The sequence below is a fragment of the Pseudoxanthomonas sp. 97-1-1 genome (assembly GCF_057773125.1).
On sequence record NZ_JBYMTJ010000003.1, the window covers coordinates 25,876 to 38,434 of the forward strand.

Genomic DNA, 12,559 nt, shown 5'->3' on the forward strand with positions numbered 1-12,559 from the left:
TGGGTTAGGGTGAGCCTGCGCACCCTACAGCCTGATTCTCGTTCGTCATGAAGCCTCTTGCGTGTCGGTGCGTAGGTGCGCGCGCTGGACCCCGCTTTTCAGGCCTCACGTATCCGTGGTGATGTCGTCCCACGGCTGGTCCATGTAACCGATCAACCAGTTCAATGCGTAATGCCTCTCGATGATCACGCTGGACGACAGGCCGGCGGGCACCGGCCTGTTGTTGATCTCGGCATCCCTCACTGCCCAGTGATAGCGATAGATCAGGTCGGCTTCATCCAGGATCGTGTCGAGCGGGCGCAGCTTTGCGTCGGCGAGGAACTGCTGTGCGCTGCGGTCGCGCAGGAAGCCAACTGCACGCGGTACGTCGCAGGTGTCGGTGGGCTTGCCCAGCGCATCCACGTAGCCCAACGACCATAGCAACGCCCAGGCGGCCTCGTAGCGCCACGAGAACTGGATCCGGTCGTGATCGGTAGGCGCAGCGGTGGTGATGAAGCGCGCCTCGTCCGGCGTGAAGTGGGGTCCCAGACGATAGTCCTTGATGATCTCGTCAACCGTGGCCTGATCCAGCCCTTCGCCTTTCAATGCAACCACCAGCAGCGCCATGGCCCGCCATGCGACGGTCTCGCTGTCGCGGCGCGAGCCTTGGCGACCGTCTTCGATCACGGGCAGGTGCGGATTGACCGGCACTTGTTCGGCAGCGAGCCGTGCATCCGATCGTGCCTTGCGAGCCAGAGCCGCGCCGGTCGCCGCGCCCTCGATGGCGCGGATCCTTTCCTTGCGCTGTTCCAGTGAGGGGGTGGCCTCGCTGCATCCGGTCGCGGCGAGCAGCAGGCAGGTCAGGGCGACAGCGCGTAGCAGCATGATCGGCGGTCCTTGCGATGACGACGCAGGATGACGGCGCGATAGCGCGGACGTCAACCGAAAGAACGAGAGCCGCGTGCGCGGCTCTTGGGCTGCAACCTGCAGCAGGTGGCCCGGCCTCCCCACCCGGAGAGGCCGGTTCCAGGGTCAGGCTTCGCTCGGTTGCGCGGCGGGGAGGGGTTCGCGGCGCGGGGCCAGCCACAGGCTGGCCACGAACCACACCAGCGCCAGCGCGCCCACGCTGAAGAGTGTGTCGGCCGGGACGCGCATCCACACCAGCATGTCCACGATCGGCTGCTGCATGAACTCCGCCGAGCGCGCGAACCAGTAACCATGCTCCAGCGCCGCATTGAGCTGCAGGATGCCCAGCGGCAGCAGGGTCAGCAGCGACATGCCGGCCAGGCCGATGTTGAGCGACCAGAACGCGGTCTTCAGCAGCTTCTCGTTCCACACCACGTCCGGCTTCAGACCACGCAGGCAGAACAGCATCAGCCCGATGCCGAGCATGCCGTACACGCCGAACAATGCGGTGTGGCCATGGTTGGGCGTCAGGTTCAGGCCCTGCATGTAGTACAGCGGCAGCGGCGGGTTGATCAGGAAGCCGAACAGGCCCGCGCCCACCAGGTTCCAGAACGACACCGCGATGAAGAACTGGATCGGCCAGCGGTAGCGCTGCATCCATGGCGTGGCCTTGCCCATCTTCCAGCTGTGGTACGCCTCGAAGCCCACGTAGGCCAGCGGCACCACTTCCAGTGCCGAGAAGCTCGCGCCCAGCGCGATCACCGCCGTCGGCGTGCCGGTGAAGTACAGGTGGTGCAGCGTGCCCAGCACGCCACCAGCCATGAACACGATGGTGGCGAACAGCACCGCCACCGTGGCGGTCTTCGTCTGCAGCAGGCCCAGGCGGGTGAACAGGAAGGCGATCACCGCCACCGCGAACACTTCGAAGAAGCCTTCCACCCACAGGTGTACCACCCACCAGCGCCAGTACTCGACCATCGACAGGTGCGTGTGCTCGCCCCACATCAGGCCGGCCGCGTAGAACAGGCCGATCGCCACGGTGGACAGGAACAGCAGGCTGACGATGCTACGCGATTCGCCGCCGTTCCGGATGGCCGGCCACAGCGCACGGCCCACCAGCACCAGCCACAGGGTCAGGCCGATGAAGAGGAACCACTGCCAGAAGCGACCCAGGTCGACGTATTCCCAGCCCTGGTGGCCGAACCAGAAGTTGTGCTCCAGCCCGAGCTTCTGCATCACCGCGAACCACTGGCCGGTGAAGGCGCCCACCACGATGATCAACAGGCACGCCCACAGGAAGTTGACGCCCAGGCGCTGGAACTTCGGTTCATGCCCGGAGATCGCCGGGCCGATGTACAGGCCCATGCCCAGCCATGCGGTGGCGATCCACAGCACCGCGAGCTGCGTATGCCAGGTGCGCGTGAGCGAGTACGGCAGGATGTCGGCCAGCGCGAAGCCGTAGGCTTCCTGGCCTTCCACCTGGTAATGCGCGGTGATCGCACCCAGCAGGATCTGCACCACGAACAGGGCGATGACCACCCAGAAGTACTTCGCGGTCGCGCGCATCGAGGGCGTGATCCTGATCTTCGCGAGCGGATCGCTCTTCGGCAGCACCGGCGCCATCTCGTCGCCGTGGTTGACCGCGTAGTGCCAGCCCAGCAGGCCGATGCCGGCGATCAGGAACAGCACGCTGAAGACCGTCCACATGAAGGCGCTCGGCGGCGGCGTGTTGCCGACCAGCTCGTCCGCCGGCCAGTTCGCCGTGTAGCTGATCTTCTCGCCGGGACGCTCAGTCACCGACGACCAGGCGGCCCACCAGTAGAACGCGGTCAGCTGGCGACGGTGTTCGGCATCGGGCACGGTGTCGTTGCGCATGGCATAGGCCTCGCGCAGGTCGCCGGTGGCCGGATCGGCGGAGAACAGGCTCTGGTAGTGCAGGCCGACCGTGGCGATGGCGTCGGCGCGATCGTTCGACAGCGTGATCGTGCCCGTCGCGGCGTCATGGGTGTTCGGCCGCATCAGCGCCTGCACGCGCGCGGCGTACGCCGCCTGCGTGGCGGCATCCAGCTGCTTGTAGCTGTCCGCGCCGGCGTCGCGCTTCGCCCATCCATCCAGGATGGCCTCGGCCTCGCGGTGCAACCAGTCCGCGCCCCAGTCGGGCGCCACGTAACCGCCGTGGCCCCAGATGGAACCGAGTTGCTGGCCACCGATCGACTGCCACACCTGGCGGCCGGTCTCGATGTCCTTGCGGGTGAAGATCACCCGGCCGTCCTCCGCCACGACCTGCTCGGGCAATGGTGGCGCCTGGCGATGCACTTCGCTGCCGACCCAGAGCAGGACGGCGAACGACGCAATGAGCAGGGCCGCCAACCCTACCCACAACTTGCGTGTCGAATTCATGATGCGGCTCTCCTGAAGGAACGGCCGCATCATCGGCGCGCCAGCCCGGGGGCTCCATGACGCAGGTCAAGCCGGAGAGGAATTGGCGCGGCCGGTGCCACGTAGGGTGTGCCTCGGCACACCATCGCCGTGTGCTGGGTGTCGCGATAAATGGGATGGGCGCGCGAAATGCGCCGGGGTACACCTGCGGTCAATCCCGCAGCACGGCGAGCGCGAGGGCTTCCAGGCGGGGGAGGTCGAGGATCTCGACGTCGCGCTGCTTGATGTGCAGCAGGCCGTCCTTCTCGAAACGGCGCAGCACGCGGCTGACGGTTTCCGGGGCCTGGCGCAGGTAGTTGGCGATGTCGGTGCGTGCCATGGTCAGCTGGAAGCGGCGCGGCGAGAAGCCGCGTGCGGCCAGCCGGCGCGACAGGCCGATCAGGAACGCGGCCATGCGTTCGTCGGCCGTGTTGTCGCGCGCGAACAGCGAGGCCACGCCGATGTCATGGCTCATCAGCCTGAACAGGTGCTGCTGCAGGTTGGGCAGGCGCGCGGCCAGCAGCGCGATCTTGGGGAACGAGAACCGGCACAGCATCACCGTGTCCAGCGCGATGGCGTTGCACGGGTAGCGGTCGCCGTGGATGGCGTTGAGGCCGATCACTTCGCCGGGCAGGTGGAAGCCGAGCACCTGTTCGTGCCCGTTGCGGTCGATCTGGTAGGTCTTCACCGTGCCCGCGCGCACCGCGGCGATGGCGCCGAACGGATCGCCTTCGCGGAACACGTGCTCGCCCGCGCGCAGCGGGCCGACGTGTTCGACCAGCACGTGCAGGTCCATGAGCGCGCGCTTGTCCATGCCCTCGGACAGGCAGGCCTGCGAGAACGCACACGTGGAGCAGAAGTGCAGGGCATCGCCATCGTCGGCAACCACGCTCGCGTCGGTGCGCGGGAAGACCAGCGGCGAGGTCATGCGGATACTCCCGTCGAGGTCACACCGTGCGCGAGAAGCGGGGCGTCGAGGCTGCGGCGGTGGGCAGGTAGCGGTCGAAGCACATCGCGATGATACGCAACAGCAACCGCCCGTGCGAGGTCGCGCGCAGTCCGTCGGCCGCCAGCTCCACCAGGCCGTCGTCTTCGAGCGGGCGCAGGTGCGCCAGGGCGTCGACGAAATAGGCCGTGAAGTCGATCACGTGGCGCCGGCCGAGGTCGCGGTAGTCCAGTGCGCCGTCGCACATCAGCCGCTGGATCACGTCGGCACGGATCACGTCGTCTTCTTCCAGCCGCATGCCGCGCCACACCGGCAGATGGCCCTGGTCGATGGCCTGCTCCCAACTGCCCAGATCGCGCGGGTTCTGGCTGAAGCTCGGGCCGATGTGGCTGATCGCGCTGACGCCAAGCCCCAGCAGGTCGCTTTCGGCGTGGGTGGTGTAGCCCATGAAGTTGCGGTGCAGGTCGCCGCGTTGCTGCGCCAGCGCCAGACTGTCGCCGGGCAGGGCGAAGTGATCCATGCCGATGTAGACGTAGCCGGCTTCGCCCAGCTTGTCGATCGCGCATTGCAGCAGGCCCAGTTTCACCTCGGGCGAGGGCAGGTCGTCGGCGTTGATGCGTTGCTGGGGGCGGAACATCGACGGCAGGTGCGCGTAGCTGTAGATCGCCAGGCGATCGGGTCGTGCCTCGAGGGTGATGTCGAGCGTGCGCGAGAAGCCCTCCAGGCTCTGCTTCGGCAGGCCGTAGATCAGGTCCACGTTCACGGACTGCAGGCCATGCGTGCGGCAGGCGTCGATGATCGCCAGCGTCTGTTCGACGCTCTGGATGCGGTTGACGGCGCGCTGCACGTCCGGATCGAAATCCTGCACGCCCAGGCTGGCGCGGTTGAAGCCTGCGGCGGCGAGTTCGCCCACCTCGTCCGGCGTGATGAAGCGCGGGTCGAGCTCGATCGAGCAGTCCAGCCTGGAGGCGGGCGCGAACGAGAACTGCCGGCGCAGCACGTCCATCACTTCGGCGATCTGCGCGGGCGACAGGAAGTTGGGGGTGCCGCCGCCGAAGTGCACCTGCTCCACGTCGCGGTCGCGGTCGAACAGCGCCGACGTCATCGCCACTTCGCGGTACAGCCGGGTGAGATACGCGGCGCCGCGCGCGGTGTCGCGGGTGATGATGCGGTTGCAGCCGCAGTAGAAGCACGGACTGGTGCAGAACGGAATGTGCAGGTAGAGCGACAGCGGGCGCGGGATCGGATCGCCGTTGGTGATCGCCGCCATCTCGCGCAGGTCGGCTTCCTGGAAGCCCGGCGAGAACTGCGGCGCGGTGGGATACGAGGTGTAGCGCGGCCCCGGCGTGTCGTAACGCCGCAGCAGCTCGGGATCGAACAGGGAGGACAGGCTGGCCATGGGTGCAGCCTAGGCAAGCGCCTCGGGGCTGTCCTTGATATGGGTCAATCGGCCGCGGCTTTCCGTCGCAGGCTTCAGGGTCGTGAGGGCACGCCTCGGCGGATCAGCGCAGGCGCCGCGCCTGTCCGCCGCATTCGATCAGTTCCAGCATCGCGTCGGCGGTGGCGTCATCCAGCACGGACAGCGGGGACGTGTCCGGCCACAGCACGACGACACGCCTGCCCGCCGCCGCCTGGGCGCCGAGCGAACCGGGCACGTCGCCGTCCAGCGTTGCCGCGACGCTGCGCACGGCATCGCGGCGTGCCAGCATGACGACCGCGTCCCCCATGCTGTCGTGGAACAGGACATGGTCGGCCTGGTGCATCGCGCGCAATGCGTGCAGCGTGAGCTGGGGTGCATTTCCACCGGGCAGCGTGATGAGCGTGATGGTGCCGCGCGGTGGCGGTGCGTCCCTCGACTGCAGCGCCGTCAGCAGCGCCCGTTCCGCCCCCCCGGTATCGGCGTGGCGCAGCCGCGCCATCACCTCGCCGTCGATCTGCGCGTCGTACCAGTGCCGTCGTTCGGCCAGGTCGGGGAAGCGCTGGCGGATCGCTTCGCGGTGGCGCGCGAACAGGGCCGCCAGGTCTCCCCAGGCGTCGTCGAGCTGCGATTCCAGTTGCCGGCCGAGTCGCCGCGCCAGCATCGGCGCCGCGCCGGAGGAGGAGATCGCCACCAGCAGCGGATCGCGATCGACCACCACCGGCACCTGGAACGTCGACAACGCCGCATCGTCCACGACATTGACCAGCCGCTTGCGCGCCGCGGCTTCGCCGGCGAGCCGGGCGTTGAGCACGCCGTCGTCGGTCGCAGCGACGACCAGCCACACGTCGTCCAGCCAGTCGGGCTCGAACGCATCCGCGAGATGCTGCACGCGCCCGGTCGCGATCCAGTCGGCCAGTTGCGCGGACACGCGCCGCGCGCACACGCGCACGCGAGCGCCTGCGCGCAGCAGCGCTTCCACTTTGCGCGTGGCGACGTCACCGCCGCCCACCACCAGCACGTCGCGCTGGTCCAGGTCGGCGAACAGCGGATACAGCGGCATCGGCATCTTCCCGGCGAAGGGGCTCGCGGTGGCGTTTGTTGCATGGCAACATGCGGGCGAGAGCCACGTCAAGCCACCGAGCCATCACCCACGATGCTGCGCGTCCTGCTGGTCAACGACACCGACAAGCCGATCGCGGAACTGCGCGAGGCGCTGCTGGCGGTCGGCTATGACGTGCTGCCGCAGGTGGCGACCGCCGCCGGGCTGCTGAAGGCGGTCCAGCTGCAGCAGCCCGACGTGATCATCCTCGACGTCGACTCGCCGTCGCGCGACATGCTGGAACAGCTCGCGATGCTGCACAGGGAGGCACCGAAGCCGGTGGTGATGTTCGCGTCCGACGGCGACGACCGCCTGATCCGCGATGCACTGGGTGCGGGCGTGGCGGCGTACATCGTCGACGGCCTCGCACCCGCGCGGCTGGCGCCGATCCTGCGCGTGGCGATGGCGCGCTTCGAACAGCAGTCGCACGTGCGGCAGAAGCTGGACGACCTGGAGCAGCAGCTGCGCGACCGCAAGGACATCGATCGCGCCAAGGGGCTGCTGATGGACAAGCGCAACATGAGCGAGGCCGACGCGTATGCCGCCTTGCGCCAGCAGGCGATGAAACAGGGCCTCCGCCTGGCCGATGTGGCGCGGCGGATCATCGCGATGGCCGACCTGCTGGGATGAAGACATATCGATGAAGGCACGACGATGACACCGACCACCGCCCCGGGGCACCGCACGCTCGACATCGGCTTCATGCCGCTGATCGACAGCGCGCCGCTGATCGCCGCGTCGCGGCTGGGCCTGGACCACCGGCACGGGCTGCACCTGCGCCTGCACCGGCAGGCCTCGTGGGCCGCGATCCGCGATCGCGTGCTGTCGGGCGAATTCGATGCGGTCCACGCGATGGCGGCGATGGTCTATGGCGTGCAGACCGGCATCGGCGGACCGCGCGCCGACCTGGCCATCCTGATGGGCCTGAACCAGAACGGCCAGGCGATCACCCTGTCGCCGCTGCTGGCCGAGGCGGTCGCGGCCGGTCGTCCGTTGGCGGATGCCGTGCGCGCGCTGCCGCGCACGCCGGTGTTCGCGCAGACCTTTCCCACCGGCACGCATGCGGTGTGGCTGTATTACTGGCTCGCCGCGCAGGGTGTCGACCCCATGCACGGGATCGACGTGGTGACGCTGCCGCCACCACAGATGCCCGATGCGCTGGCGCGCGGCGAACTGGATGGCTTCTGCGCGGGCGAACCGTGGGGCGCGCAGGCCGAAGCCATCGGCGCGGGACGTCGCGTGATCCGCAGCGGACAGCTCTGGCCGGGGCACCCGGAGAAGGTGCTCGCGTGCCGGCGCGACTTCGCTGCGCTGCAGCCCGAGGTGGCGTTGGCGCTGACGACCACGGTGCTGGAAGCCTGCCGCTGGCTGGACGATCCCGCACACCATGCCGATGTCGTGGCATGGCTGGCGGAGCCCGATGCGATCGGCCTGCCCGCTGACCGCATCGCGGCCTGCCTGCGGCCACGCGACGGCGAACAACCCGGCGAAGGCTTGCGCTTCCACGCGGATGGAGACGCGAATTTCCCGTGGCTGTCCGATGGCCGCGGTTTCCTGCGCCAGTTCCGGCGCTGGGGCTGGTTGCCCTCGGCACGCCATGCCGGCGACGACGACTGGCTGCACGACGTGCATCGCCTGGATACCTACCGGCAGGCGGCACGCACGCTTGGCGTGACGGTGCCCGCGGGCGACGAGCGCCATTGTGTGTTGTTCGACGGCGCGCCCTGGGGCTGAGCCCCGACACGTTTGTCGCGGCGCACGATCGCGGTGCGCCTTTGCACTTGCGGAGTGCGTCGCGCGGGTTACCGGATCGATGGCGCGTGGCGTGTCCAAGCGGAGTTCAACGCTAACGGATTGAATTCTTTCATCATTCACGCCGCGACATCGCAAGCCACGGAATTGGCACGGCGCTTGCGTAGGTAGTCCACATGGGCACAACGGCGTGCCCATCACAACCCGATATCGCGGTAGGGCCAATGGCGGTCCGATCGCGCAGACAACGGCGTCTTTCCGGTGCGAACCGGAAGGCGCCGTTTTTTGTTCCCTCGCTGCAGTCGTCCACCTTGCCGCGGCCGGTGTCCACCGTCCGCGTCCCCACCTGGAGATGGCGTGAATGAACCGATCGTTCTGGCAGGCCGGGCACACGCCCACGCTGTTGTCGGCTTTCCTCTACTTCGACCTGAGTTTCATGGTGTGGTACCTGCTGGGGCCGATGCAGGTGCAGATCGCCGAAGCACTGCAACTGGACACCCAGCAGCGCGCCCTGATGGTGGCGGTGCCGATCCTGTGCGGTGCGTTGCTGCGCCTGGTACTGGGCATCCTTGCGGACCGTATCGGCGCCAAGCGCACCGGCCTGCTGGCGCAGGCGCTGGTGATCGCCGCGCTGCTGTGCGCGTGGAAACTGGGCGTGCATGACGTCCGCCAGGTGCTGCTGCTCGGGATGATGCTGGGTGTCGCGGGCGCATCGTTCGCGGTCGCATTGCCGCTGGCATCGCGCTGGTATCCACCAGAACACCAGGGCACGGCAATGGGCATTGCCGGTGCGGGCAACTCGGGCACCGTGCTGGCGGCGCTGTTCGCACCCGCGCTCGCTGCGGCCTTCGGTTACCAGGCCGTGTTCGGGTTGGCATGCATTCCGCTGGCGCTGACCCTGCTGGTGTTCGCCGCATGCGCGAAGGAGGCGCCCGGGCGGGTGGTGCGCAAAGGGTGGGCCGACTATGGCCGCGTGCTGGTCGGAAACCGCGATGCGTGGTGGTTCATGTTCTTCTACGCGATCACCTTCGGCGGCTTTGCCGGCTTCGCAAGCGCATTGCCCGGCTATTTCCACGACGAGTTCGGTTTCGATCCCAAGCTGGCCGGCTGGGCGACTGCGGCCTGCGTGCTTGCCGGGTCGGCGATGCGTCCACTGGGAGGCGTGATCGCCGATCGCGTCGGCGGCACGCGCACGCTGTTGGCGGTGTATCTGTCGGTGGCGTTGCTGGTCGCGGCGGCCGGCATCGGCATTGGCGGACCGCTGGGCGCGGTCAGCCTGTTCGTGCTGACGTTGCTGTGCCTGGGGGCGGGCAACGGGGCGGTGTTCCAGCTGGTGCCGCAGCGCTTCGGTGCCGACATCGGCGTGATGACCGGGTTGATCGGCATGGCCGGTGGCGTCGGCGGTTTCCTGCTTGCCGCCGGCCTGGGCGTGCTGAAGCAGCAGACCGGCGGATACGGGCTTGGCCTGTGGGGTTTCGCCTGCATCGCCCTGCTCGCATGGGGATTGCTGCGTGGGGTCACCCAGCAGTGGCGCAACCAGTGGGCGGCGCTTGGCGCTGCGCGCGTCTGAGGAGCACGACGATGAAGAAGCCACGGCTAGTGGTGGTGGGCAACGGGATGGCCGGCATCCGCACACTGGAAGAACTGCTGAAGCTGGTGCCGGACATGTACGACATCACCGTGTTCGGTGCGGAGCCGCATCCGAACTACAACCGCATCCTGCTGTCGCCGGTACTCGCGGGCGAACAGGACTTCGACGACATCGTGCTCAATCCGCTGTCGTGGTATGCGGAACATGGCATCCGCCTGCACCTGGGCAAGGAAGTGGTGAAGATCGACCGCGTGCGCCGTTGCGTGGTCGCGGCCGATGGCACGGAGGCCGAGTACGACCGCCTGCTGCTCGCGACCGGCTCGCTGCCCTTCATCCTTCCGGTTCCCGGCAAGGACCTGAAGGGCGTGATTGGCTATCGCGACATCCACGACACGCAGACGATGATCGATGCCGCGAAGGTGAAGCGGCATGCGGTGGTGATCGGCGGCGGCCTGCTGGGGCTGGAGGCTGCCAATGGACTGAAGTTGCGCGGCATGGACGTGACCGTGGTGCACCTGGCTGGCTGGCTGCTGGAGCGCCAGCTCGATCCGGTCGCGGGCGCGTTGCTGGAAACCTCGTTGAAGGCGCGCGGCCTGCAGTTCCGCCTGGATACCTCGACCAGTGCGCTGATCGGGAATGCCGATGGAGAGGTCGTCGCCGTGCGCTTCTCCGACGGCGAGGAAATCCCTGCCGACCTGGTGGTGATGGCGGCTGGCATCCGCCCCAACACGGCGCTGGCGCAGGCGGCAGGCATCCATTGCAATCGCGGCATCGTGGTCAACGACACGTTGCAGACGTTCGATCCGCGTGTGTATGCGGTAGGCGAGTGCGCCAGTCATCGCGGCATCGCCTACGGGCTGGTCGCGCCGCTGTTCGAGCAGGCCAAGATCTGCGCGAACCACCTGGCTACCTACGGCATCGGCATCTACAAGGGCTCGGCGGTGTCGACCAAGCTCAAGGTCACCGGCATCGATCTGTTCTCGGCCGGCGATTTCATGGGCGGCGAGGGCACCGAGGAGATCGTGCTGTCCGATCCGGCGGGTGGCCTGTACAAGCGGCTGGTGATCCGCGACGACAAGCTGGTGGGCGCCTGCCTGTACGGCGACACCGGCGATGGCGGCTGGTACTTCAAGCTGATCAAGGACGGCGCTGGCATCGATGATCGCCGCGACCAACTGGTGTTCGGCGAGAAGGCACTGGGCGACGCCGGCACGGCAGGCCAGGACCGTGCGGCCAGCATGGCCGACAGCGATGAAGTCTGCGGCTGCAACGGCGTGTGCAAGGGCACGCTGGTCAAGGCGGTGCGCGAACAGGGCCTGTTCACCGTCGACGAGGTGAAGAAGCACACCAAGGCGGCCAGCTCCTGCGGCTCATGTACGGGGCTGGTGGAGCAGATCCTGATGAACTGCCTAGGTTCCAATTTCCAGGAAACGCCGAAGACCAAGGCCGTCTGCGGGTGCACCGACCTGAGCCATGGCGAGGTGCGACAGGCGATCCGCGAGCACCGGCTGGTGACGCACGCGCAGGCCTACGCGTTCATGGGCTGGCGGTCGCCGAATGGCTGCGCCACCTGCCGGCCCGCGATCAACTACTACATGCTTTCGACGTGGCCGCGCGAAGCGGTCGACGACCCGCAAAGCCGCTTCATCAACGAGCGCGCGCACGCCAACATCCAGAAGGACGGCACGTTCTCGGTGATCCCGCAGATGAAGGGCGGGGTGACCAACGCCTCCGAGTTGCGGCGCATCGCCGACGTCGCCGACAAGTACGCCATCCCGATGGTCAAGGTCACCGGCGGCCAGCGCATCGACCTGCTGGGTGTAAAGAAGGAGGACCTGGTCGAGGTGTGGCGCGACCTCGACATGAAGTCCGGGCACGCCTACGGCAAGTCGATCCGCACAGTGAAGACCTGCGTCGGCAGCGAGTTCTGTCGCTTCGGCACGCAGAACAGTACGCAGATGGGCATCGACCTGGAGACGGTGCTGGCCAACATGTGGAGCCCGCACAAGGTGAAACTGGCGGTGTCCGGCTGCCCGCGCAACTGCGCCGAATCGGGCATCAAGGACGTGGGCATCATCGCGGTGGAATCAGGCTGGGAAATCCACGTGGGTGGCAACGGCGGCATCAAGACCGAAGTCGCACGCTTCCTGGTGAAAGTGAGGACCGCCGAGGAGGTGAAGGAGTACACGGGCGCCTTCCTGCAGTTGTACCGCGAGCAGGCCTACTACCTCGACCGCACCGTGCACTACATCGACCGCGTGGGGCTGGACTACGTGAAGCAGCAGGTGGTCGACGACGCGGCCAACCGCCGCGCCCTGTTCGAGCGCTTGCTGTTCGCGCTCGAAGGGCTGCCGGATCCGTGGGCCGCACGCATCGCCGGCACGCAGGCGCGCGAGTATGCACCGCTGCGGCTGGATCGCCAGATCCCCGTCATGGTGGAGGACTGAC

Annotated in this window: 9 protein-coding genes; 4 read left to right on the top strand and 5 right to left on the bottom strand. The window is 67.7% G+C overall.

Going from position 1 to position 12,559, the window contains the following annotated elements; genetic code table 11:
- Positions 1-105 precede the first annotated feature (105 nt).
- The 5 genes from AC3DET_RS12015 to AC3DET_RS12035 form a co-directional block, all read right to left on the bottom strand.
- Positions 106-864 (bottom strand): DUF4272 domain-containing protein, encoded by a 759-nt coding sequence (locus AC3DET_RS12015; protein ID WP_488391758.1) that lies wholly within the window; start codon positions 862-864, stop codon positions 106-108.
- 147 nt (positions 865-1,011) lie between these two features.
- Positions 1,012-3,285, bottom strand: coding sequence for a nitric-oxide reductase large subunit (locus AC3DET_RS12020; RefSeq protein ID WP_488391759.1), 2,274 nt, complete (start codon positions 3,283-3,285; stop codon positions 1,012-1,014).
- Positions 3,286-3,475: 190 nt separating this feature from the next.
- Positions 3,476-4,231: a helix-turn-helix domain-containing protein gene (locus AC3DET_RS12025; RefSeq protein ID WP_337731858.1), complete on the bottom strand. Its 756-nt coding sequence runs from the start codon at positions 4,229-4,231 to the stop codon at positions 3,476-3,478.
- Between the two features lie 19 nt (positions 4,232-4,250).
- A complete protein-coding gene (hemN, locus tag AC3DET_RS12030) occupies positions 4,251-5,648 on the bottom strand; it encodes an oxygen-independent coproporphyrinogen III oxidase (protein ID WP_488391760.1) in 1,398 nt (465 codons plus the stop codon).
- A gap of 103 nt (positions 5,649-5,751) precedes the next feature.
- On the bottom strand, positions 5,752-6,729 hold the full coding sequence (locus tag AC3DET_RS12035) for a precorrin-2 dehydrogenase/sirohydrochlorin ferrochelatase family protein (RefSeq protein WP_488391761.1): 978 nt from the start codon (positions 6,727-6,729) through the stop codon (positions 5,752-5,754).
- A 96-nt stretch (positions 6,730-6,825) separates the two neighbouring features.
- Here AC3DET_RS12035 and AC3DET_RS12040 point away from each other — a divergent pair, with 96 nt between their 5' ends.
- From AC3DET_RS12040 to nirB, 4 genes are all read left to right on the top strand, one after another.
- Positions 6,826-7,398 carry an ANTAR domain-containing response regulator gene (locus tag AC3DET_RS12040; RefSeq protein ID WP_337731933.1) on the top strand — a complete coding sequence of 191 codons (573 nt, stop codon included), beginning with the start codon at positions 6,826-6,828 and terminating at the stop codon, positions 7,396-7,398.
- Between the two features lie 24 nt (positions 7,399-7,422).
- On the top strand, positions 7,423-8,502 hold the full coding sequence (locus AC3DET_RS12045; RefSeq protein ID WP_488391762.1) for a CmpA/NrtA family ABC transporter substrate-binding protein: 1,080 nt from the start codon (positions 7,423-7,425) through the stop codon (positions 8,500-8,502).
- Positions 8,503-8,920: 418 nt separating this feature from the next.
- Positions 8,921-10,090 carry a nitrate/nitrite transporter gene (locus AC3DET_RS12050; protein WP_337731932.1) on the top strand — a complete coding sequence of 390 codons (1,170 nt, stop codon included), beginning with the start codon at positions 8,921-8,923 and terminating at the stop codon, positions 10,088-10,090.
- 11 nt (positions 10,091-10,101) lie between these two features.
- A complete protein-coding gene (nirB, locus tag AC3DET_RS12055) occupies positions 10,102-12,558 on the top strand; it encodes a nitrite reductase large subunit NirB (RefSeq protein ID WP_337731854.1) in 2,457 nt (818 codons plus the stop codon).
- The last annotated feature ends 1 nt before the right edge of the window (position 12,559 follow it).